The sequence below is a fragment of the Aquisalinus luteolus genome (assembly GCF_009712425.2).
GTDB lineage: Bacteria > Pseudomonadota > Alphaproteobacteria > Caulobacterales > Parvularculaceae > Aquisalinus > Aquisalinus luteolus.
Genome location: NZ_VCJR02000002.1, coordinates 911,354 through 935,210 on the forward strand (window position 1 = coordinate 911,354; position 23,857 = coordinate 935,210).

Sequence of the window (23,857 nt, forward strand, 5' to 3'; positions counted from 1 at the left end):
CGCCCGGTGAGGGGCGGCTTTTATTTTGTACGTATGCGTCTGGCCTAGTTGGAAGCGAACATGACCTCGGCAGTTTCCGTCTCGGTAAAGGCCGGCTGACCGCCGCCGATGGAGATCGTCGCGCTTGAGCCTGACGGTGTCACCATCGAGCCATCCTCGGCGACATAGCCGATCCGGTCCGGTGCCAGCTCGAAGCTGACCGTCTGGCTCTCGCCCGGTGCCAGTTCGACCACGTCAAACGCGACAAGCTCGACGCGCGGCACGGACGGGTTCGCCCGCTCTGCGTGGCTGATATAGACCTGTACCACTTCGCGGCCCGCCATATCGCCACTGTTGGTGACGGTCGCCGACACGGTCATCGGGCCCGAGGCATCATGGCTTTCCGGCACGCTGACATCGGAATAATCGAAGCTGGTGTAGGACAGTCCGTAGCCGAACGGATAGAGCGGCTCGCCGGTGAAATATTTATAGGTCCGGTTCGCCATGGAGTAATCCTTGAACCCCGGCAGGTCGTCGACGGATTTGTAGAAGGTCACTGGCAGGCGGCCAGACGGGGAGAACTCACCCCATAGCAGGTCGGCAATGGCTGTACCGGCTTTCTCGCCCGGATAGAATGCCTGGACGATGGCATCGACATTCTCCTCGGCCCAGTTCAGCGACATGGCTGAGCCGGAGAAGTTGACCATCACGAGCGGCTTGCCGGTCGCTTCCAGCTTCTCCAGCAAGGCTTCCTGCACGGCAGGCAACTCCATATGGGTGCGGTCGCCGCCGAGGAAACCATCAAGCTCGACGCCCATTTCCTCGCCTTCCAGCGTGGAATCGATGCCCCCAAAGTACAATACGACATCAGCCTCCTCGGCTGCTGCCATGGCCTCTGCTTCCAGGTCACGGTCGGTGCGGGTCCAGGTCAGCTCGGCGAACTTCTCAAGCCCGTCCCGGGTCCAGCCGCTGTTGAAGTTCAGCGTCATGGTCAGGTCATATTCCTCGCCAGCGGTCAGCTCGATCGGATCGGTGCCGATCTCCTCACCATTCAGCGTGGCGGTCGACCAGCGCGATGCCTTGATCTGGTAGGAGCCGGTTTCTTCCGGCACCAGAACGCCCTCCCAAGTCGCGCCGAACTCGTCATTCAGGCCGTTATTGACCGGGCCTCTTTCCCAGTAGAAATCGATATTTGGGTCGATCCGTGTCACGCCCGGCTCGCCGGACAGGTCGGAGTTCTCGTAATAGGCAGCCTCTACACCTGGCTTCAGCTCGCCGCTGCGGGCCCGGTGAAACAGGACGCTTTCCGGCACGGCAGAGAAGTCCGTCAGGAAATCACCGGCAATGGTCGAGCCCAGCGCGTAGGAGACGTTCTCCGTGCCGACCTTGGCCTCGATCCCTTCCAGCGCCGTGACCGGCTGGGTCGGGATGCCGTTATAATTGGCTATCAGCGTCATGTAATTGTCGGCATTCGGGCCGATGACCGCGACTTTCGTGCCTTCTTCCAGGGGCAGGATGCCGTTGTTCTTCAGCAGGACGAGAGACTTGCGTGCCGTATCTTCCGACAGGGCGATGTTTTCCTCGCTCGCGACTTCCGAATGGGGGATGCTGGCAAACGGCACCAGTGACGGGTCGTCATACATGCCCAGCTTGAACAGCGCAGTGTACAGACGGATGACCGCCTGGTCGATGGTTTCCTCGTCGATCAGGCCCAGTTCGACGGCCTCGGGCAGGGCATCCATCTTGTTGCCATAGCCATCGCCGCAATTGACGTCGGTACCCATCTTGACTGACAGGGCTGCCGCCTCGGCGCGGGTGTCGACATAGTCATGGGCGACGTAATGGGCGTCGCCGGTCTCGATCTTGGCTTCGTCGTAATAGAAGTCGCCGATGGCGCCGCAATCGGAAACGACGTACCCGTCGAAACCGAGATCGCCGCGCAGGATGTCGACCATCAGGCGTTCCGACCCGCAGGCCGGTGCGCCCCAGACGGCGTTATAGGCGCACATGACCGAGGCGACGTCAGCCTCATCCATAGCCATCTTGAAGGCGGGCAGGTAGGTCTCCCAAAGGTCGGCATCGTTGGCGACATAGTTGTCGCGGTGGCGCGACGGTTCCGGGCCGGAATGAACGGCATAGTGCTTCACCGTGGCGACGGCTTTCAGGTACTCGTCATCATCGCCCTGGATGCCGTTGACGAAGTTCACCGCCATGCGGCCGGTCAGGAACGGGTCCTCGCCATAGGTCTCCATGCCGCGGCCCCAGCGCGGGTCGCGGAAGATGTTGATGTTCGGTGACCAGAAGGTCAGCCCGCCATACATGGCGTACACATCTTCGGCAGCGTAATAATGATGCTTGGCGCGGCCTTCATCAGAGATGGTGGTTGCGACCTCCAGCATCTGGTCCTCGTCCCATGTCGCGGCGAGGCCGATCGCCTGCGGGAAGACGGTGGCATGACCCGCGCGGGCAACGCCGTGCAGCGCTTCGTTCCACCAGTTATATTCATGGATGCCGAGGCGCGGGATCGCGGCGGCCTTGTCATACATCTGGGCGGCCTTTTCCTCCAGCGTCATGCGCGAGACCAGATCGCGGGCGCGTTCCTCCGGCGACAGGGACGGGTCCATGAACGGATAGTTGGTGCTCTCGGTCTGTTCGGTTTCGACAGTCTCTACTTCATCAGTCTGTGCAGGCTCCTCGGCCGAGCTTGTGCTGTCGCTACAACCGCTCAGCAGAGCGAGCGAAGCTGCGCCGAACAACAGTGAATTGAGCAGTGTGATGGTGCGTTTCGTGGTCATGGGTTCCTCCAGAATGTCCCTGTGATGTGCCTATTCCGGCTATTCTTGATGCCTTTTGTTGCACGCTAACATTGTCTGTGCCAAGCGCTTTCAGTCCCGGCTTTCAGTGTGCGGCGCAACAAAAAGCCCCCTGCCAGAGCAGGGGGCTGAGATATTTGTGCAAGTGATATAAAGCTTAGAACGGCACCGCAGTGTATTCGCGGGTATAGTTCAGATAGCCGATATTGATGCCCGTACGCAGGCCGACGCCTGTGCGGACCGGGGCAAGAACGACCGCGCCGTTGCGCTGGTAGTTCACACCGGCACCGCCAACGATATAGGCAGAGCCATCAACGCCCGGATAGCGATGATAGATATTGTCCGTCGGGCCGAGGTCATAGACCAGCGTGAAGACTTTCGAGGCATTGCCACCGGCATCAAAGCCGATGGAAGGACCGGTCCAGAACACTTCGACCGGGGCAGCGCCCGGGCGATACAGATAGCCGCGGCCATAGCGCAGGCCGACACCGACAGCGCCGGAGGCTTCCTCACCGGCGATATAGGCCTGCGGACGGCCCTGGTCGGTGAAGACCTTGTTCAGCACGTCAGCAAGGCCGGCGGATGCTTCGCCGAAAAACTGTTCGGCCTCACCGACCACAGTAGAGCGGTCATAGGTGGCATACCCTTCCTGGGTCTGCCCTTCGGCGGATGGTGGGGTCGTGGTGGCGCACCCTGACAGGACGAGCGCAACGCCTGCGGCGGCGGACATCATCAGTTTTTTCGCATTCTTCATGATTTTGTTCCTCTCGATCGAGCTTAAAATTTCGATATGTGAACTTAAAACGCCTTAAAACGACCAGCGTTCCCGTTGCCTCGAAATTGCCTCTTTCAAGTAGGGGCCAATGGGGGAAAGCATGCATTGCAGAGCTCAGACTCGCTCTATATTTATTCGTGATGGCGCGTTTTACCCCCGACTTCCTTGACCAGCTGCGCGACCGGTTGCGTGCATCCGACGTGATCGGCCAGCATGTGAAGCTGAAAAAGGAAGGGCGCGAGTTCCGCGGGCTGTCGCCCTTCACCAACGAGAAGACGCCGTCCTTCTTCGTCAATGACGACAAGCAGCGCTATTTCGACTTTTCCTCGGGCAAGTCGGGCGACATTGTCGGCTTCCTGATGGACACCCAAAAGCTGACCTTTGTCGAGGCGGTCACCCGCCTCGCCGAACAGGCCGGCATGGATATCCCCCAGGACACCTATGAGGATCGCCAAAAGGAAGAAGAGCGCAAGGGCCTCGCTGAGGCCTGCGCCGCGGCGGCGAAATTCTATATCGACAGCCTGCAGCGGATCGAGGGGCGCAATGCCCGGGAATATCTGGAAGGCCGCCAGGTGCCGGAAAAACTGCAGCGCTCTTTCGGCATGGGTTATGCCCCGGCGGATCGCACCGCGCTGAAGGATCACCTGATCAACAAGGGCTTCGACCCTAAACTGCTGGTCGAGGCAGGGTTGCTGATCCAGCCTGACAATGGCGCGGCATATGACCGTTTCCGCGACCGGGTCATGTTCCCGATCCTGTGGCAGAAAAACAAGGTCATCGCCTTTGGCGGCAGGGCGCTCGATAAATCGGCCAAGGCGAAATATCTGAACTCGCCGGAAACGCCGCTCTTCCACAAGGGTCATGTCCTCTACAACTATATGCGCGCGAGGAAGGCCGCCGCCGACCTGCCGAAGGAGACAGGCCATCCGCTGATCGTCTGCGAAGGCTATATGGACGTGATCGCGCTTGCCGGGGCCGGGTTCGGCAATGCGGTCGCGCCGCTCGGCACCGCGCTGACCGAAAACCAGATCGAGCTGCTGTGGCGTGCCTGCGACGAGCCGATTCTGTGTTTCGACGGCGACCGCGCCGGTGTCGGCGCCGCCCACCGGGCGATCGATCGGGCGCTGCCGATCCTGCGGCCCGGAAAATCCCTGAAATTCGCGTTTTTGCCGGAGGGGCAGGACCCCGATGACATGGTCAAGGCACAAGGCGCGCAGGCCTTCCAGGGCGTGCTCGATGCCGCCCTACCGCTTGCCGACGTACTCTGGACCCGCGAGATCGAGGCCCAGCCCCTGACGACGCCGGAACGCAAGGCCGCGTTCCGCGCCCATCTGCGCACGCTGGTCAAGGGCATTGGCGACAAGGATGTGCGCCTCGCCTATGGCGGCTATTTTTCTGAAAAACTGAACCAGATGAACGCCCCCCAGCGCCAGCAGGGCAGTGGAAATCGTGGCTTTTCAGGCGGTTACGTGCCGCGCGGGGGTAACAGGCCGGGGTTCTTCGGTCGGGGCGGCATGGCGCCGACAGTGCAGGCGTCGATGGCGCTGAAAGCCCGCCTCGGCACCAGTGCTGGCGCGGCGCAAGGGGGGCGGGTCGCTTCCCAGCGCGAAGCCCTTCTGGTGTTTACGCTTTTCAATCATCCGGGACTGTTTGCCCGTCAGGAAGAGGCGATCCTGGACCTCGAACTCGCAGATGCCGACCTGTCGGCGTTATTGCGTGAGATAATCTCTGCCCTCAGCGCCGATCCGGCGCTTGACAGGGAGGGTCTTGCACGCCACATGTCAACAGTTGCGCATATTGCAGGCACCTTGGAGCAGATGCTCAAGAACGAGCGGCTCAGATTGACAAAATTCGCCTGCGCAGATGCAACGCTCGAAGATGCGGAAGATGGCTGGCTGAACACGCTTTCCATCCACCTTCATCATGGCCCCTTGCGGCTGGAAGAGATGGAAGCGGCTGGCGAGGCGTTTCTGGACGAGACTTCCGAGGCACGCTGGCGGGTCACCCATACGCACCGTCAGGCCGTGGTGGCGGACAACAAGGTGCAGGACGAGCGCTGACGCGGCACTATATTTGAATTGATGACGTTGACCCTGGCTCGGGGGAAGGGCAGCGGAAACGTCTATCGGGCGGCAAGTTTAGACGAACAAGGATTGCAATGAGCAAAACGAAAAAAGGCGGTGACGATCCCCAGGATCGTCCGGTTATCGACCTTACCGACTCTTCTGTAAAGAAGATGATTTCCACCGCTAAGAAGCGCGGCTACATCACGTATGACCAGCTGAATTCGGTGCTGCCGTCGGAGGAATATTCCTCCGAGCAGATCGAGGACATCATGGCCAAGCTGTCCGACATGGGCATCAACGTCACCGATGGCGAGGAAGCCGAGGACCAGGACGATTCCTCTGACGACGACAGCGATGACGAGGATGCGTCCAAGAGCAAGGCGGTCACCAAGAAGACCGAGGGCGCGACGGTCACCACCAACACCAAGGAAGGTTCGGACCGCACCGACGACCCCGTGCGCATGTATCTGCGCGAGATGGGCTCTGTCGAGCTTCTCTCCCGCGAAGGCGAGATCGCGATTGCCAAGCGTATCGAGGCTGGCCGCGAGACGATGATCCGTGCCCTGTGTGAATCCTCCCTGACCTTCGAGGCTATCACGGTGTGGCGCGAGGAACTGATGGAAGGCCGCGTCCTGTTGCGCGACATCATCGACCTCGACGCGACCTATGGCGGTGGCCCTGAGTCCAAGCCCGACATGACCAAGCCGGAAGTGGCCGAACGGGTCAATCGCGAGCAGGAAGAAAAGGCCGCCGAAGAGCAGGAGCGCCGCGAGTCCGACGATTTTGACGAGGACGATGACGAGGATTTCGACGAAGGCGCGCTTTCGCTGTCGGCGATGGAAGCCGAACTGCGTGACGGCGTCATGGAAGCCTTTGACGAAATCGCGTCGGACTTCAAGAAACTGCGTCGCCTGCAGGACATCATGATCGAGGAGCAGCTGAAAGGCGAGGACCTGTCTCCGTCGCAGCACCGCCGATACAAGAAGCTGCAGAAGGACATCGTCGAACGTGTACGGAATGTCCGCCTGCACAATCACCGCATCGAGGCGCTGGTCGAGCAGCTCTACGACATCAACCGCAACCTGATGGCGCTGGAAGGCAAGCTTGTGCGACTGGCCGACAGCCACGGCGTCAATCGTCAGGAATTCCTGAACGAATATCTCGGCAACGAACTCGATCCGGACTGGCTGGAGCGCGTGTCCTCCCTGTCGACCCGTGGCTGGTCCAGCTTTACCGAGCGTGCCGAGGACCAGATCAATTATCTGCGCGAACAGATCGGTTACCTGTCCCAGGAAACCGGCCTGACCGTGCAGGATTTCCGCCGCATCGTGCAGACTGTGCAGAAAGGTGAGCGCGAGGCGCGCATCGCCAAGAAGGAAATGGTCGAGGCCAACCTGCGTCTCGTTATCTCCATCGCCAAGAAGTATACCAATCGCGGCCTGCAATTCCTCGACCTTATCCAGGAAGGCAATATCGGCCTGATGAAGGCCGTCGATAAATTCGAATATCGCCGCGGTTACAAGTTCTCGACCTATGCGACGTGGTGGATCCGCCAGGCGATCACCCGCTCGATCGCCGACCAGGCGCGGACCATCCGTATCCCGGTCCACATGATCGAGACGATCAACAAGATCGTGCGCACCTCACGTCAGATCCTGCATGAAATCGGCCGTGAGCCGACGCCGGAAGAACTGGCCGAGAAGCTTTCCATGCCGCTGGAAAAGGTCCGCAAGGTGATGAAGATTGCCAAGGAGCCGATCTCGCTGGAAACGCCGATCGGCGACGAGGAAGATTCTCATCTCGGTGATTTCATCGAGGACAAGAACGCGATCCTGCCGATCGACGCGGCGATCCAGTCGAACCTGCGCGAGACGACAACGCGGGTTCTGGCCTCGCTGACACCGCGTGAGGAACGCGTGCTGCGCATGCGTTTCGGCATCGGCATGAACACCGACCATACGCTGGAAGAAGTCGGCCAGCAGTTCTCGGTTACCCGCGAACGCATCCGCCAGATCGAGGCCAAGGCGCTGAGGAAACTCAAGCATCCGAGCCGCTCGCGCAAGCTGCGCTCGTTCCTCGACAACTGATCCGGCTTCGAGAATAATCCGCATAGTGAAAAACCCGGCCTCTCAAGGCCGGGTTTTTTGCTGTTGTAGATTTGTATACTGGCGGTGGAGCTGCTGTGCCTACCAGCCACTCATCTCTGACAGGCCGTCATTGCCGATCTCGTCAACAGCTTCGCCGGTACGCTGGTCAGCACACGTCTCGATACTGATACCTCGTGCCTCGGCATCGCCGCCGGCGCAAAGCCGCCAGACATCCATGCGGAGCTTCTTGTAGACCTCTGCCGTGCCTGCTGATGTCGCAAGAGCGCTCTGGTCGTAACTGATGGTCTGCGGTGCTTCGCTTGGCGCGGCTGGCGCCAGGGTGACGCTGGCAATGGCCAGCAGGGTGGATAGTGTAATGCTCATGGGGTCTCTCCCTTCAGGTTGCGCCCTCTACGCAAAAACGGAAGTAACCGGGCGGCTGTGACGGCGCGCCCGGTTGGTAAGGCTACTGGCGGGACAGGCGGATATCGCCGTCCTCGCTGTTGTGATACGCAGTCAGGCGGCTGTGGTCGATTTCCTCGACCGCGATGTCCAGCACGTCTTCCTTGCAGCTGTGAAAACGGCTGACCTCCCGCATATTGTAGCCGACAGATTCGCAGATCTCCCGTGCCTGCTTGTCCAGGTCGCGATGCAGTTCGGCAATGCCTGTCGAGCTTTGCAGCAGTTTCCGGTCGACCTTCATGTGATAATCGTCCCCGGCATTGGCGGTAGACAGGGCTGCCAGTGGCAGGACGCTGGCAGCGGCAATGGCGGCGACAAGGTTTGACTTTTTCATGACTTCTCTCTCTTTCCTGTTTGCTCCACTCCCTCGGGAACAGTCAGTATACGGTTTGAAATGGATGGCAGGTGGCCCGTTGCCTGTGCGCTGTTTCTAGCTGCGCTGGTTGTGAATATTGCTCAGGGCCTTGTCGCCGATCTCGCGGACCGATTGCTCGACGACATGATCGACGCACTCCGCCTTGGCCATGTTGTTGCGCATGGCGTAGCCTTCAGCGCCACAGATACGCTTGGCATCGGTGACGATTTCTCGGTAGACAGACCGTGTACCAACGATATCGCGCAGGGCGAGTTCATTGTAGTCGACGGTGTATTCCCTGGCATCGGCAGGGGGCTTGGCAGGGGTGTTGTTTGCGGCGCTGGCACCGGAAATTGAGGCGAGCGCAAGGGTTGCGGCAAAAGCCGCCATAGCGATTGACTTCATGACTTCTCTCTTTGTTTTGCGCCCTCTGATGGAGCATTTGGGTAGTGTGCGTATTTGACGCAAGACCATTAGAGGCCAGTTTCGAAATTTTTCTACTAAAAAGGTCGTAATAAACTACTATTGTTATAGTATATTGGGGTGCGGCCTTGTATGGTGAGGGCATGATGGTGAACCAAATCAATCAGTTACGGGGAGGGCAGTCGCATATTTGAAGCGCGAATAGACGATGTTTGTGTCAGACCGTCTGATGGTGTCATCGCTCAGGATGTACTCATCGATCCAGACTTCATAGGTCGGCAGGTCTCTGAAATGGGCGATGACGATGAAGTCTGTTTCTCCGGACACGGTATAACACTGGGTGACCTCGTCGGCGTCGAGCATGCGTTTCTTGAAGCGGCTATATGTCTGTCGTGTCTCCTCATTCATGGTCACCGAGACGATAACGGTGATGCCGAGCTTTCCGGGGTCGACGAGGGAGACATCCGCGATGATGATGCCATCCTCTCGCAGCCTGGCGATGCGCCGTCGCACGGACGTGGCGGAGAGATTTACCTGTTCGGCGATCTGCTCATTCGTCAGCCGGCAGTTATCCTGAAGAAGGGTCAGGATGTGGCGGTCGAAACTGTCCATGGCAAGCGGTCCTCACTGATGCGCGGCGGAAATCGCCTAAAGAAAGTCAAGAATGATCAAAAAAAAGCCGCGCAGGCTACTAAAATCGCCGCCAATGACCGTCAATGGCGATCTATGGTCAGGGTTCATCAATCCTGGAGGCTCCCATAAAACATCTCATCCTGTCAGCAATTGCCGTCCTGGCAAGCGGCACCGCCGCGCACGCCCAGCAGCAGACCGCACTGCAACTCTGGCAACCCGCCGAGGAGTATTTCGATGGCGGCTGGGTCTTCACCCCATCATTCTCACCAGACGGCCAGACGGCCTGGGTCGTGCACTGGGCCGACCCCTTGAATCTTGCCGAACCCCAAGCGCTCTACAGGTTGGAGCGTGAGGGTGGCCGCTGGGCCAGTCCCCTCAAAAGCGATGTTGCTCCAAACAAGCTTTTAGACTGGCCCAGCGTGTCCCCCGACGGGACTACGCTTTTTCTGTCCATCGCCGAATGGCAGGTGATGAATGGTCAAAGGATTGATGATTTCGATCTGTACACGATTGACCTTGATGATCCCGTAATGACTCCCCGGCTGATCACCAGCTCTGGCGTCAATACGCCAAAGACGCCGCAAAATGCGACGCGGGGCTACGCCGCCAATGAGACAGGTCCGCGCCTGCTGGCTGACGGGACGCTGGTGTTCTGGACTGAGCGGGACGGCGCTACGGGTGGGCGCGACATTTTCTTCGCCGCGCCAAACGCTGAGGGTGGCTGGCTGCCGCCGGAGGAGTATCCGCACAATACAGTAAAGCGCGACAGCCATCCCTGGTTGCCGGTCGATGACAGTTACATGCTGTTCGCATCCAACCGGCCGGGCGGGTATGGCCGGGACGACCTTTATTACTCGCAACGCCTTTCCGATGGGGGCTGGTCTGAACCCTGCAATCTCGGGCCTGAAATCAACTCGGCTCACGATGATAACGCACCCGGCATCGACCCGCTGACGGGCGCCCTCCTGTTCTCCTCTGATCGTCCGCTGGGTGGCGTTGACTTCTATCGTGTCTATGAAGCGTTGCTGGAAGGCGAGTACTGCGAATAAGAAGTTTGTCAGTAGGCATACAAAAGAGGAGCCATCCACGAACCCGCTCTGTCAGAAAGGGTGAGCCGTGGATGGCAGCCCGGCAGGATGCTTCTGCCGGGTATGAAACCGGATGTCCGAGACGGGTCTCGAGGGTGTGGAGCAACGATATGTGCGCCCGCCCCGGCCAGTCCGGTTTCAAAATCATGCGTCAGGATTTGCTGCCTCAGGCAGGCCGTCTCCCAGCGTTTGACCTGTTCGTTATGCGATCAGCCGATGTGGCGAGATCGAGCGCTATTACTGCGCAGGACCACTAGAGGCGGGATTGGGCAGAGCTTCAACTAAATATGCCGTAATAAAATACGATATAATTAGTTACATCGTATGTCACCGACCGTTCGTCGATTGGGGCAGCAGAAAAATGCTAACAGCAGGCGGCTGGCGCAATCCCGGCCCTTGCCTCACCAAACGGCATCTGCGTGCCGCAGCCTTCAAATATGCCGTAATGATTATCCCAGTTGCCGATGAACTGAAATGCTCCGGCAAACCGGCTTTCCTTCAGCATACGGTAAGTATTGCCGCAGACGGGGAAGACTTTGCCCGTCTCGATCACGTGATGGGCATCGAGGATGAAGGCATCCCGGGCATGCTCGATCGAGCCGTCATAGATGACGGCCTGGCCGTAATCCTCGCAGGCCGGCTCCAGTGCATCGATATTGAACAGCCGATAAGTGGCCGAGAAGAACCGCGCCCGGCCCAGTTTTTCCTGCAGCATTTCATTCTCGACTTCCAGCGGCCTGTCGGTGACAAGGCGCGGGTCGGCAAAACCTGCCTGTTTCGACAGGGTGAGGAAATCATTCCAGTAAAGTGCGCCGCCAAGGCATTCGCCGAACAGCACCGGGTCTTCCCGCACGGCCCGGGGCAGCCGCCGGTCGGCATAGACATCGGAGAAGTAGAACTCCCCGCCGGGCTTCAGCAGGCGCTTGACCCCGGCCAGCACTGCCGGCTTGTCCATCAACAAATTGATGACGCAGTTGGAGACGACGACATCGAAACTGCCGGGCTCAAGCTCAAGCCGGTCGAGCTTTTCGATATAGCCCTTCTCGAAGCGCACATTGGAAAACCCGAACCTTTCCGCATGCCAGTCGCGATGGGCATTGGCGACAGCCAGCTGTTCGTCGGTCATGTCTACGCCGACAACCTCGCCCTCCGGCCCCACCATCTGGGCGAGAGCATAGGCATCCCGGCCAGAGCCGGAGCCGAGATCGAGCACGCGTGTACCCTTCAGGGCCAGCGGCGCGATCAGGCCGCAGCCGTAATATTTCGCCATCACCTCGTCATGGATATTTGCGAGCAGGGCCTTGTGAAAGGAGGGGATATCCTCCGTCGTGCAGCAGGCATCGGTCTTCAGGTCGGCTGAGGATTGCAGCACCTTGCCGTAATAGTCGCTGACGATCTGTTCGTTCATGGCCGGGCTCCCTTGCCTTGCTGTTCACATCACCACAAAGCAGCATCATTTTAGCGCGTCACATGACAATGGCGCGAGCTTTGTGCGTTTTCGCCACTCCGGAGCGCTCTTTCCTGCAAATCCACGAGAGCAACCCTATATAATGTGTGGAAAAACTGGATTTTAACGCAGGGCTCGTGTACACGATCCCCTGTTTTCGCACCTGCGAACACCAGACGACCGAAAGGGGCATCTCATGCTGCTCAACATGCTCAAGGCGAAGATCCATCGCGCCACCATCACCATGACCGACCTTCACTACGAGGGGTCGATCGCGATCGACCGCGACATCCTCGATGCGGCGGGCATCCACCCCTATGAGCATGTCGACATCTGGAACGTCACGAACGGTAATCGCCTCGCGACCTATGCCATCGAGGGCGAGCGCGGTTCCGGCTGCTTCATGCTGAACGGTGCCGCCGCGCGCCTCGCAGAGCCGGGTGACAAGATCATCATCGCCGCCTTCGGCCAGCTGCCGGCAGAAGAAGCCGCCAATTACAAGCCGACCGTCGTCCTGATGAATGACGACAACACGATCCAGAGCGTGATCTAGGCCGGCGCCTGCGCTGCGGCGTTCTTCGAAATCTGTCTCGACAAACACAAAGCCCGGGCACCTGGCCCGGACTTTGTTTCATTGATCTTCAGCGATCGATCAGTCGTTGTAGTTCTCGACCGTAACGTCATCGCCGAAGAACGGGTCGACCGGCTCGATCGTACCGTCATCATTGATCGTCAGCGGCGTGATCTTCACGTTGCGCAGGTGGTTTACGCCAGACAGCTGGGTGTCGTGATAGGCGAGGTAATACTGGCCTTCATATTCGAAGATCGAGTGGTGGTTGGTCCAGCCCTGTACCGGCAGGTTGACGACGCCCTGATAGGTAAACGGCCCATACGGACTATCCGACGTGCCATAGACGATCTTGTGGGTGTCGCCAGTCGACCAGGACATGTAATAGGTGCCGTTGATCTTGTTCACCCATGCGGCCTCGAAGAAGCGGCGGTCATTGTCGCCGGCTTTCAGCGGCTCGCCGTTCTCGTCAAGCAGCAGGACATCGCGCGGCTCCTCGGCATAGCTGAGCATGTCGTCGCTCATCTTTGCGACATAAGGCACCAGCGCCGGTTCATCAGCCTCCAGGTCTTCCTGGTTCAGGTCCGGGCTGTCGTCATACTCGCCGGTGGTCCAGCGCTGCAGCTGGCCGCCCCAGATGCCGCCGACATACATGTAGTAGGTGCCATCGGTATCCTCGAAAACGGACGGGTCCATGGAGTAGGAGCCTTCGATCCAGCTCTCTTCTGCCGTGAACGGACCGGTCGGGGAGTCGGACGAAGCGACACCGATACGGAAGATGCCGTCATAATCCTTGGCCGGGAAATACAGGTAATATTTGCCGTCTTTCTCGGCGGCGTCCGGCGCCCACATCTTGTCGCGCGCCCATGGCACATCATCGACATGCAGGCCGACATCGTGGATCGTCACCTCGCCGCCCGGCTCGTCCATCGACAGGACGATGTAGTCCTTCATGTCATACTGGCTGCCGAGATCGTCCTGCGGGATGCCGGTGTCGACATCGTGGCTCGGATAGACATAGACGCGGCCATCATCCCAGACATGGACTGACGGGTCGGCGGTGTAGATTTCCGTGACCAGCGGCTGGGCGATGTAGTCGGCCTCGGTAAACTCGCCGCTCGTCTCCAGCTCATAACGCTCGGCGTCGGACAGTTCTTCCTCGCCAGCATCGGCGCTCGCCATATCCGTTTCGGACATTTCCATGCTGTCTTCAGCCGGTGTCGTATCCTCTTCCGGCGCTGGCGTCTCGCCGCAGGCAGCCATCAGCAAGATGGCGCTGGTCATAAGCAATGTCGTCTTAAGCATGGGATATCGCTCCTGTTGTTTCATTTCCCTGGGTCGGCTTGCGCCGTAATGTTTCCGCTAACATTACGGATACCGGGATCGATTGGCAAGAAATACCGGAAGGGGCCGGAAAAGCGACTGTGCTTGCCGTAATGCCATCAAGAGGCTCTATTTGTGTTGAAAGAGGTTAGGGTCATCATGGCAAAAGTAATCGGTATTTACTCATTGGCGGCGTTATTGCTGGTTTTAGCAGGGGCGCAAGCGGCAACTAATGAGCGTCCGGAAAATCGGGACGAGTTAATAGCAAACTGCCGGACAGTCTCATCCTGCATGGCTTTGCTGGACACCGCTATGCCCGCGGATGGGTACGGCATCTATGACAGCGACATCGACGATATCCGGAAAGTTTTGAAAGCCCGTTTTGGTGACGAGGCTAAATACGCGCTGATCGAAAAGGCGCAGGGAGACGATCCGGCGTGGCAGAATTTTGCTTCCGCCGTTTTGAGCGGCTGGGGCGATTGGAAAGAGAGCGACGTTGAATTGCTCGCCCCAGTCTTGAGCAAGGATTCAGGTGGCTGGATAGCCCGGGTGCTCGGGGATATCGGAACGGAGGAGGCGATCGAGCTCTTGGTCGCAGACCTGCGAAAAGCTGGATTTCAGAGCCAGACCGGATGGGCGCTGTATCAGATCGGACCGAAGGTTCTGGACCGTATGCTGCCATTGCTGGAATTGCCCAGCAACGAAGAACTGCCGCCGGATGCACCTTATACTGAGGGGTGGCATGTTGTCAGGGATTTGCTGGCAGAGTTTGGCCATAGTGCTACACTCGTTGCCGATAACTGGATCGCTGTTGCGCTGGATGAAAGAGAGACTACCTCGCGTCGAATTGCTGCCTTACGAGGTCTCAGCGCCATGAATGGTTATCTGGATGGCAGAACCGATCCTCTTCATCTGCTGCTCGACTCTGAAGAGGCAGCAATCGCCGACCAGGTGTACAAGACCCTGGTTGCAACGCATGATCCATTCGTCGCCAGACAATATGCGGAGGATTGCCAGCCTTCGAACATCAGGTGGGAGCGTTACAGGAGCAGCTTTCTGTGCATCAGGGAGTTATCGGAATTCGGCTCCAACGCTGCCATCGCAGGCGATCTGATCCTGCCGTTTCTGTCATCTGTGAACGCCGAAGAGCAGCTTTACGGGATCGAAGCGTTGGGACTCATCGGATATCAGCCCGCCATCCCGGAGATCGAGAAATTTCTTTCATCACCAGACTGGCGACAGGTCTATGCGGCGGTCAGGGCGCTGGGCCATCTGAAATCAAGGGCTTCGGTGCCTCTCATTGAAGAGGCAACAAAAGAACACTGGCAATATCGAGTGCGATATCATGGTAAAAATACTGTAGACCTTATTATCAGAAACCAGCCTTATACGGAGGACTTGGATAGTTTGCAGACCGTGACATTTTATTCCGGGTTCGGGAATTACGATAATCTTTTCGGATATGACGAGGATTGCGGCTGGAATGTCTGGGAATATGGTGATGCCGAAACGCTCACATTTGAGGATGCCGAGCCGGTCACCGAGGTCGAACTTTCTGGCGGACGCCTGCTTGCCAGCGATGAGGGTGAGTTCGGTGGCGAACTGTCCTGGCATCCGGATGGCGGTGAGCCTGTCGTCCTCATTCCCGACAATACCTATAACATCTTTCCCATTGAAGGCGGTTTCATCACCATTCACGGCATATCCCACATATCTATCAACTACGGTTTCGCTGCAAAAGTCTGGCGTGACGAAAGTGGCCCCTGGCAAGCTGAGGAGATCGCGCGCTTTACCAGTGTGGGACGAGACTCAAAACGCCTCGGGCCGGAGACTTTCGCCGCATGGACATATCCGCAGCCAATAATCTTTAAAGCGGATGGAATTATCGAGGCAGCCCAATGCGACTACGCCGCGCGACCGGAGAATTGGAAAGGCAATGAATGGTAAGCGGCAGGGCTCGATTTAAACCCTTTTAAGTCCTTGTTTTTTCTGGAACCTCTTTCACCTGGGCCTTGTTGATCGGGTCTGGTTCAACACCCCCCGTGAGAGTATGGCAATGCAGGCAGGCACGCTGCGCGAAGAGTTCGACGACTTCATTCGATCCGATGAATTTCCCTGTGTCGGTGCCAAGGCGGCGCTGGCCCGTGGCACGATAGACTTTTTCGCCGCCGAGCATATCGACGAGGCGCGGGACGACCTGCCGCTCTACAAGGCGCTGACCGCCTTCGGGAAGACGCTCGATAATGAGGCGCCTTTCGTGCAGAGCTTCGTTGCCGCCTTTGCAGGGCCGACCGATCTGGATGAGGAGCAATTCGAAAAAGCCCTCTGGAACCGTCTGCAGGCGCTGCACAATATCGATGCGGCGACCGGCCATGACTGGACCAGTGCCGTTGATTCCGATGCGTCTTCCCCGCACTTTTCGCTCAGCATCGACGGGCAGGCCTATTTCGTCGTCGGCCTGCATCCGCATTCCTCGCGCGAGGCGCGGCGTTTTTCCCGGCCGATCCTCGTGTTCAACTCTCATGAACAGTTCGAGGCCCTGCGCGCCGATGGCCGTTTCGAAAAGATGAAGGACATCATCCGCCAGCGCGACATCAAGCTGGAGGGCGATATCAATCCCATGCTGAACGATTTCGGCTATGGTTCCGAGGCGCGCCAGTACAGCGGCCGTATGGTGCCGGAGGACTGGCAATGTCCGCTTGCCGTTCAGGAGCCGGAAAAGACGCTGGAGAGCCATGACTGAGACCAACACGAACCGTATCCCTCCAAGGTCGGGTACTGCCTTCACCCTGGAGCGTGGCCAACTTCTGACGGTGATCGACCCGGAAGGCCAGCAGGTCTCGGATCTCGTCGCCTATAATGCGCATGATACGGAAGAGTATATTTCTTCAGGTCGCTCCCTCGACTATGCCGCGCGCATGTTGTTGACGACCGGTGACATTCTCTATTCCAACCGGTCGAACCCGATGCTGACGATTATGACCGACGAGGTTGGGCGCCATGATTTCACCCTGACGCCATGCTCCAGGGATACATTCCGCATCATCTATGGCGATGACCAGCCCCATCGCGGCTGCCAGGGCAATCTGGAGGAGGCGCTGGCGCCATACGGCATCACCGGCGACCGCATTCCCATCGCCTTCAACGTCTTCATGCATGTTGCGGTCGATCCCGGCACCAGCGAGATAAAAGTGCTGCCCCCCTTGAGCAAGGCAGGGCAGCAGGTGGTGTTTCGGGCCGAGATGGACCTCGTCATCGGCATGACGGCGTGTTCGGCAGGCGAGTCGAACAATTTCAGGTACAAGCCGATAGACTACCGCGTCAGTTCTGGCTGATCGCCGGAATGTCCGTGAACGGTTCGATACCCACTTCCTCGTAGATTTCTGTCGGGTAATAGACAGTGCCATTCGAGATGACCATGGAGATCGTCTTTATCGCCCTCAGGTCCTCCAGCGGGTTACCCGGCATCAGGAAGAAGTCGGCGAGCTTGCCTTCCTCGATCGAGCCGAGCTCGTCAAGCTGGTCCATGTAGACAGCCATGTCATATGTCGCCCGGCGCAGGATCTCGCCCTTGGTGAAACCGGCCTGCTCATAGATTTCCATCTCGCGGTGCTGGTTGAAGGCGCCGCCCATATCGGTACCGAAGACGATGAAGATGCCGGCCTCGCGCATCATGCTTACCGTGCTGACGATCTTGTCATAGGCTGCGCGATAGGCGATGTCGTCGGCCTCGCTGGAAATGTCGGACCATGCCACCCTGGCGCTGCGCTGGATGCCGACCGGCATGTGATCGATGTAATCGAGCGTGCCGATGCGCGTCTCGCCATTGCGGCCTAGCAGCAGCGCCTCGTGGATAGCCAGTGTCGGGTCGATGGCGACATCGCGCGCGGCCATCATCTCGATCGTGTGCTGAACTTCAGGCGAGTTGAGGTTGAGATCTTCCAGCCGTTTCAAGGCAGTGAGGCGGAGCAGCGTGCGGGTGTCCTCGCCCTCATCCAGGACGAAGCCCAGCATGATCTGGTTGATATGGGTCATCTCGTCATAACCCGCCTCGATCATCTGGTCGGCATTGGAAAAGGCCGGAACGTGGCCGGTGACGCGCAGCCCCCGCTCATGGGCGCGCTCGATCATTGCCGGCACCCATTCGCCTTTCATGGAGTTGTAGATCTTGATCTGCCAGAAGCCCATGTCGGCATAGGTATCGACGGCGGCAACGGCCTCTTCCTGATTGGTGACGAGGATGCCGTTATTGGAGTTGAACTCACTCTTGCCCTCGATAAAGCCGGAGCGGACGATGCGCGGGCCCGCAACAGTGCCTGCCTCGATCTTGGCGATCAGGTCGGCGAGGACCTCGTTGTTGTTGCCCATGTCCCGGATGGAGGTGACGCCCGCTGCAATGTTCAACAGCGCATCATCCTGGCCGACATGGCCATGCATGTCCCAGATGCCGGGCATCAGCGTGCCACCGGCCCCGTCGATGACGACGGCATCATCGTCGAACTCCGTCGCAGCGGTGTAGACGCCTGTGATCGTGTTGCCCTCGACGACCACATCCATCAGGTCGGTGAGTTCCATCGCTTCTGGCTCAAACAGATGGACGTTCTCGATACGGACGGGTTTGTCATAATCATGAGCGACTTTTGCCTGGATGTCCGCATAGCGTTGGGCGGACAGCTCTGTCGCCAGTTCGTTCAGCATTTCGCGGTTCTGTTCGTAGCCCTCCCGGATAATCAGGAAGTCCGGCGTGAAGACGCCGAAGAATTCATCGTCATCCATCAGGAAATAGGTCGGGTCGAGATCCGTCCCCATCAGGGCATAGGCGGTGACGTCCCTGTCGTTGACCTCGTCCTGATTGACCGTGACGGTCTGGATTTCATCGAGGCGCAGCGTGCCGCCGGGCAGGGCGGGCATCGCCCTGTCCTCGTCCTTCATCAACGCACTGGCATAGACCCATAGCGCATAGGGCGTGCCTTCCTGCGCGACATAGATCGTCGGGCCATCGAGCTCCTCGACGGCGACTTCGCTGGAGCCGGTGGAGTCAGTCCACGATACGGTGCCATCGGAGACAGAGAAACGCTCCTCGATCTTGTTGCCGAAGGTAGTATTGCCATCGATGGTCCACATCACCGGCAGGCCGGTCTCTTCGTCGAGGCGGAATTTTTCCAGCATGGTCGGCCCGCGGCCATTGTTCCGGTATTCGTAGTCTACGGTGAAGGACAGGCCATCATTGGTCTCGACCACCATGTCGCCGACGACATTGCCGCCATAAATAATGGTCCATGTCGCGCTTTCGGCTGCGGCAATGCCGGTCAGCGAGGTGAAAGTTACAAGGGCGGTGGCAAAGCTGGTCTTGATGAAACGCATGGTGTCCCCTCCGGAAAAGAATTTCCGGCACTATGGCACGGGCTGATGGTTGGCGCCACGCTTTCGGCCAGCACGTCAATTATCCCTGATCTGATTGCCCTTCAGCACGGTATCGCTGCCGCCATTGACGTTGATCCTGCCAGACGTCTTGATCGTCAGCGCGCCGCCATCGATGGTGATGTCGCCCGACTTGCGCAGGATGATACTCGCCTTGCCGGATTTGAGCGTCAGCATGTCCGGCGCGTTCACCGTGACGAGATTGCCATTGGAACTGGCAGTGATGCCCGGCAAGGAAGCGGCTTCCCGTGCCTCCAGCGCCTCGATGCGCTGGACCAGCCGGTCGATTTCCTGGGCGGCTGCCGAGGAAGGACGGGCATTCTGAGCGAAGGCCGGCAATAAGAGAAGACCGGTCATCACCGCGCCGGTTGCGATCCCGCCTGCATACCATAGAGCTCTCGATTTCATCGCCGGTCCTCCTTTTTTCGGAGGCCAGCATGAGAGATCGCGCGCCTGCCGCCCACGCCCTTTTGGCCGGGCCAAACGGGTGAAGCCCTCACCATGCGACAGGGCAGGCGGCCTAATTCTTCACGGACAGGCTGACGACACCGAAAACCTGCGGGTCGTCCTGCTCCTTGAAGCGCTCGGTGCGGTAGACATAGGTATAGGTCACGCGCATCCGCCCGAACTGGGTGACGATCCCCGCCTGGATATCCTGCGTGAAAGGCCGGGAGGAGACTTGCGGATCGCCGTCGCGGAAGGGCGCTCCATCGAGGAAGATGTTATGGACATTGGCCTGCGCCTCCACGCCGGCGAAGGCGTACCAGGAAAATTCATTGTCCGGAATGAAATAGCCGGACCCGGCCCGTGTCGGTCGAACCCGGGGCGGTCCGTAATCATTCTTAAGGTCATGACCGAAACGGGCTATCACTCCTGCCCGCGCCTGTGTCTGCACTGTGCCGAGGGAGACGCCGAAGGTCGGCGTGATGTCGAACTCATAGCCATCGAGGCCGATATTCAATCCCCGGCGCCACTGCCTGTCCCAGGATAGTGTCAGACCCGGCGTGTCGTCGATCTGGTTGTCCCAACCCTGTGCCTCATCGCCGCCAAGTACCGAGTGCCAGCCGTTCTGGAGCTGCTCGCCCCCGGCGCTGGGGCCCACGACACCAAGCTGGACGGCGAACTGGTCGACAGTATCGGTCTGTTCAAGAACCAGCGCATACTCGCCATAAAGATAACCGGCGTAGGGTTGCTGCTCCGGCAATGGCATGGCGGTGTCGACATTTTCTGGCGTGTAGATCTGGTGGCCGATGGCGAAACCGCGCCGCATCAGTGCGTTCTCGTCCTCCCCGGTCACGAAATCGGCCAGCATGGCGGCAATCCCCGCTGGCTCATGGGTGCCGGACAGCCACGAAAAGCGCAAGCCATTGGTATAGTTGCGATCGGTACGCGCGAACCAGTCATTCTCGAAGGTGACCGTGTACGTCCCATCGCCGTCCTGAAGGGCAGGCTCGGGGTATTCCTGTGCGCTGGCAGGAAAGCAGGCGATCAAGCTCGCAGGCAGAAAGGCAAAGCAGATTAAACTGCGCAAAGACATTCGGCGTCCTCTGGTCTGTCGATGGTCCACAAAGGACTACCAACGGGCCAGAGGGTGTGATTGTTCAATCGCGAGACAAGTTACTCGGCCCCGTTACTTCGCAACCGTCTCCAGCGCGAGGGCGTGCAGTTCGCCGCCCATCTTGCCTTTCAGGGCCTTGTAGACAAGCTGATGCTGGGCGACGCGCGACTTGCCTTCGAACGCCGAAGAGGCGATGCGGGCCTTGTAGTGGTCGCCATCGCCGGCGAGATCCTCGATCTCGACATCGGCGTCGGGCAGGGCTTCCTTGATCAGCTTCGTGATATCGTCGGCGGCCATGGGCATGGTGTTTTCCTCCGTATGCGGTGCGGCCATGAGTTCCGGCAGCGTGTTCTCGTGCAGGTCGGCGAGATCGATCAGGCTCAGCGTGTCCTCGCCGTCGAGGATGATGTCCTCGCCGCCGAAAATGCCGAGGCGGGTCGCCTGGATGCCGGCCATGGAGGCCTTGAGCACGAGATTGTCTGCTTCCTCCGGCGCGATGGAAACGAGATAGCGGCCCTGGTCCTCGCCGAACCAGTAGGCAGCCTTGCGGTCTTTCACCGGCGTCGTCAGGGCGAGGCCTTCACCGGCGCCGAGGGCCATCTCGGCAGCAGCAACAAGAATGCCGCCATCGGCAACGTCGTGAACGGCGGTGACTGGCGTCTCGCGGATGATCTTGCGCACGAACTCGCCTGCCATGCGCTCGGCCTTCAGGTCGACCGGTGGCGGCGCGCCTTCGGACGAGCCGAACAGGTCGCGCATATAGAGCGACTGGCCGAGCCAGCCGCGCGTCACGCCCAGCGCGATCAGCGCATTGCCGGCAAGGGCTGTGTCCATCCGCGCCGTGTGCTGAACATGATCGATGATGCCGACGCCGCCAATCGCCGGGGTCGGCGGGATCGCGATGCCATTGGTCTCGTTATAGAGCGAGACGTTGCCGGAAATGACCGGATAGGACAGGGCCTCGCAGGCCTCCGCCATGCCTTCGATACAGCCCACGAACTGCGCCATGATCTCCGGCTTTTCCGGGTTGCCGAAATTGAGACAGTTCGTGATTGCCTTTGGCTCTGCGCCGACGGCGGACAGGTTGCGATAGGTCTCGGCGACGGCCTGCTTCCCGCCCTCGAAAGGGTCGGCCTTGCAGTAGCGCGGGGTCACGTCGGTGGTGATGGCGATCGCCTTGTTGGTGCCGTGAACGCGCACGACACCGGCATCGCCGCCCGGCGCGATGACCGTATCGCCCATGACGGTGTGGTCGTATTGCGTCCAGATCCAGCGGCGCGAGCACAGGTCAGGCCCGGCCATCATGCTCGCCAGCGCCGTCAGCATGGAATCGCCGCCCGGCTGGTTCGCCAACGACACCTTGTTCTCGCTGACATCCGTCTCGGCGCTGTCGACCATGCCCGTTTCGGCGAGGTTCGCGGCGGCGGTCTTCAGTTCACTGACTTCTTCCGCGCTCGCGTCCGGCTTCAGGCGCACATAGAGCATCGCGGTGTTGTCGATCACCGTCCAGCCGGCAGCCTCGACGCCGGACATGGCGGAGATCTTGTCATCGACCAGCGCATCGGCAATGGCGGCCATTTCATCGACCGGCTTTTTCGCGGTCAGGGTGACGAGCGCCTCACGGATGGTGACCTGCGGATCGGCGAGGGGCTCTGCCTTCGGGCCAGCTTGGTGCGGGCGGTCATAATTCGGGGCATCATCGGCCAGCGGCGGCACAGGGATATCCGCTTGTACCTCGCCCTTGTGGGAGATGCGCAGATGGCCGGAATCGGTCGTCACGCCAATGACGGCAAAATCGAGGCCCCATTTCTCGAAGATCTTGCGGGCCTTGTCCTCTGCTTCCGGCTTCAGGACCATCAGCATGCGTTCCTGGCTTTCCGACAGCATCATTTCGTAGGCGCTCATGCCTTCTTCGCGCTGGGGAACCTTGTCGAGGTCCATGTCGAACCCGCCGCCGCCTTTCGCCGCCATCTCGACGGAGGAGGAGGTGAGGCCAGCCGCGCCCATGTCCTGGATCGCGATGATCGCGTCTTCCGCCATCAGTTCAAGGCAGGCTTCCAGCAGCAGTTTCTCCGTGAACGGATCGCCGACCTGGACGGTCGGGCGCTTTTCCTCGGAGGCGTCGTCGAATTCTGCCGAAGCCATGGTTGCGCCGTGGATGCCGTCGCGGCCGGTCTTGGAGCCGACATAGACCACCGGGTTCCCGGCGCCGCGGGCGGCGGAATAGAATATCTTGTCTTTTTCGGCGAGGCCTACGCACATGGCGTTGACGAGGATATTTCCGTTATAGCCCGGGTCGAAATTGGTCTCGCCGCCAATGGTCGGCACGCCCATGCAATTACCATAGCCGCCGATCCCGGCAACGACGCCGGAGACAAGGTGGCGGGTTTTCGCGTGGTCCGCCGCGCCGAAACGAAGCGCGTTCATATTGGCGATGGGCCGTGCGCCCATGGTGAAGACATCGCGCATGATCCCGCCAACGCCCGTCGCTGCGCCCTGATAGGGCTCGATGAAGGATGGGTGGTTGTGGCTCTCCATCTTGAAGATGATCGCGTGCTCGTCGCCCGCATCGATCACACCAGCATTCTCGCCCGGCCCGCAGATGACCCAGTCGGCTTTTGTCGGCAGTTTCGACAGGTGTCGGCGGGAGGATTTGTAGGAACAGTGCTCCGACCACATGACCGAGAAGATGCCGAGCTCGAGCAGGTTAGGCTCGCGCCCCATGCGGGTCTTGATCAGCTCATACTCGTCCGGGGACAGGCCGTGTTCCTTGACGATCTCGGGGGTAATGGCGGTGTGTTCTGTCATGGGCGCTGTCTTGCCAGTTTTGGCAGGATTTGCAAGCCTCGCGAAAGCCAA

19 protein-coding genes and 1 pseudogene are annotated in these 23,857 nt (G+C 59.4%); 7 read left to right on the forward strand and 13 right to left on the reverse strand.

The features are described 5' to 3' along the window. Positions 1-44: 44 nt before the first annotated feature. Both FF098_RS12955 and FF098_RS12960 read right to left on the reverse strand, forming a co-directional pair. The gene (locus tag FF098_RS12955; protein WP_155141134.1) at positions 45-2,774 is read right to left on the reverse strand and encodes a glycoside hydrolase family 3 C-terminal domain-containing protein; all 2,730 of its coding nucleotides are present in this window, start codon (positions 2,772-2,774) and stop codon (positions 45-47) included. Positions 2,775-2,949: 175 nt separating this feature from the next. Continuing rightward, entirely contained in the window at positions 2,950-3,546 is a 597-nt protein-coding gene (locus tag FF098_RS12960) for a DUF1134 domain-containing protein (RefSeq protein ID WP_155141136.1), read from the reverse strand. 161 nt (positions 3,547-3,707) lie between these two features. On the opposite strand from FF098_RS12960, the gene dnaG reads away from it, so the two are divergent. Then, positions 3,708-5,627, forward strand: coding sequence for a DNA primase (dnaG, locus tag FF098_RS12965; RefSeq protein WP_155141138.1), 1,920 nt, complete (start codon positions 3,708-3,710; stop codon positions 5,625-5,627). A gap of 98 nt (positions 5,628-5,725) precedes the next feature. Continuing rightward, positions 5,726-7,720 carry an RNA polymerase sigma factor RpoD gene (gene rpoD, locus FF098_RS12970; RefSeq protein WP_155141139.1) on the forward strand — a complete coding sequence of 665 codons (1,995 nt, stop codon included), beginning with the start codon at positions 5,726-5,728 and terminating at the stop codon, positions 7,718-7,720. A 99-nt stretch (positions 7,721-7,819) separates the two neighbouring features. Here rpoD and FF098_RS12975 read toward each other — a convergent pair whose 3' ends face one another. The 4 genes from FF098_RS12975 to FF098_RS12990 form a co-directional block, all read right to left on the reverse strand. Next, a complete protein-coding gene (locus FF098_RS12975) occupies positions 7,820-8,104 on the reverse strand; it encodes a UrcA family protein (RefSeq protein WP_155141141.1) in 285 nt (94 codons plus the stop codon). A gap of 82 nt (positions 8,105-8,186) precedes the next feature. After that, positions 8,187-8,516, reverse strand: coding sequence for a UrcA family protein (locus FF098_RS12980; RefSeq protein ID WP_155141143.1), 330 nt, complete (start codon positions 8,514-8,516; stop codon positions 8,187-8,189). A gap of 96 nt (positions 8,517-8,612) precedes the next feature. Then, positions 8,613-8,942, reverse strand: coding sequence for a UrcA family protein (locus FF098_RS12985; RefSeq protein ID WP_166426519.1), 330 nt, complete (start codon positions 8,940-8,942; stop codon positions 8,613-8,615). 177 nt (positions 8,943-9,119) lie between these two features. Then, positions 9,120-9,572 (reverse strand): Lrp/AsnC family transcriptional regulator, encoded by a 453-nt coding sequence (locus FF098_RS12990; protein WP_155141147.1) that lies wholly within the window; start codon positions 9,570-9,572, stop codon positions 9,120-9,122. Between the two features lie 104 nt (positions 9,573-9,676). On the opposite strand from FF098_RS12990, the gene FF098_RS12995 reads away from it, so the two are divergent. Beyond that, entirely contained in the window at positions 9,677-10,642 is a 966-nt protein-coding gene (locus tag FF098_RS12995; protein WP_155141149.1) for a TolB family protein, read from the forward strand. 403 nt (positions 10,643-11,045) lie between these two features. On the opposite strand, the gene FF098_RS13000 is transcribed toward FF098_RS12995, so the two are convergent. Continuing rightward, entirely contained in the window at positions 11,046-12,089 is a 1,044-nt protein-coding gene (locus tag FF098_RS13000) for a methyltransferase domain-containing protein (protein ID WP_155141151.1), read from the reverse strand. Between the two features lie 235 nt (positions 12,090-12,324). Here FF098_RS13000 and panD point away from each other — a divergent pair, with 235 nt between their 5' ends. Beyond that, positions 12,325-12,681, forward strand: a complete 357-nt coding sequence (panD, locus tag FF098_RS13005; protein ID WP_188158658.1) for an aspartate 1-decarboxylase — start codon at positions 12,325-12,327, stop codon at positions 12,679-12,681. 99 nt (positions 12,682-12,780) lie between these two features. On the opposite strand, the gene FF098_RS13010 is transcribed toward panD, so the two are convergent. Continuing rightward, complete coding sequence (locus FF098_RS13010; protein ID WP_205967498.1) at positions 12,781-14,001, reverse strand: glycoside hydrolase family 43 protein; 1,221 nt, start codon at positions 13,999-14,001, stop codon at positions 12,781-12,783. 177 nt (positions 14,002-14,178) lie between these two features. Here FF098_RS13010 and FF098_RS13015 point away from each other — a divergent pair, with 177 nt between their 5' ends. The 3 genes from FF098_RS13015 (at position 14,179) to FF098_RS13025 (ending at position 17,354) form a co-directional block, all read left to right on the forward strand. Next, positions 14,179-15,966 carry a HEAT repeat domain-containing protein gene (locus FF098_RS13015; protein ID WP_155141153.1) on the forward strand — a complete coding sequence of 596 codons (1,788 nt, stop codon included), beginning with the start codon at positions 14,179-14,181 and terminating at the stop codon, positions 15,964-15,966. 103 nt (positions 15,967-16,069) lie between these two features. Next, complete coding sequence (gntA, locus tag FF098_RS13020; RefSeq protein ID WP_155141156.1) at positions 16,070-16,762, forward strand: guanitoxin biosynthesis heme-dependent pre-guanitoxin N-hydroxylase GntA; 693 nt, start codon at positions 16,070-16,072, stop codon at positions 16,760-16,762. Then, positions 16,755-17,354: a DUF1989 domain-containing protein gene (locus FF098_RS13025; protein ID WP_155141158.1), complete on the forward strand. Its 600-nt coding sequence runs from the start codon at positions 16,755-16,757 to the stop codon at positions 17,352-17,354. Before gntA ends, FF098_RS13025 begins: the two co-directional genes overlap by 8 nt. On the opposite strand, the gene FF098_RS13030 is transcribed toward FF098_RS13025, so the two are convergent. The 5 genes and pseudogenes from FF098_RS13030 to purL all read right to left on the reverse strand — a co-directional run. Continuing rightward, positions 17,341-19,383 (reverse strand): amidohydrolase family protein, encoded by a 2,043-nt coding sequence (locus FF098_RS13030; protein ID WP_155141160.1) that lies wholly within the window; start codon positions 19,381-19,383, stop codon positions 17,341-17,343. The two genes, FF098_RS13025 and FF098_RS13030, sit on opposite strands and share 14 nt — an antisense overlap. 75 nt (positions 19,384-19,458) lie before the next feature. Then, positions 19,459-19,848, reverse strand: a complete 390-nt coding sequence (locus FF098_RS13035; protein ID WP_155141162.1) for a hypothetical protein — start codon at positions 19,846-19,848, stop codon at positions 19,459-19,461. A gap of 112 nt (positions 19,849-19,960) precedes the next feature. After that, positions 19,961-20,977, reverse strand: coding sequence for a lipid A deacylase LpxR family protein (locus FF098_RS13040; RefSeq protein WP_155141164.1), 1,017 nt, complete (start codon positions 20,975-20,977; stop codon positions 19,961-19,963). 93 nt (positions 20,978-21,070) lie between these two features. Next, on the reverse strand, positions 21,071-21,331 hold the full coding sequence (locus tag FF098_RS18085) for a BolA family protein (RefSeq protein ID WP_188544120.1): 261 nt from the start codon (positions 21,329-21,331) through the stop codon (positions 21,071-21,073). A 78-nt stretch (positions 21,332-21,409) separates the two neighbouring features. Next, a pseudogene (purL, locus tag FF098_RS17960) lies at positions 21,410-23,806 on the reverse strand (phosphoribosylformylglycinamidine synthase subunit PurL); the annotation flags it as partial. Positions 23,807-23,857: the final 51 nt, after the last annotated feature.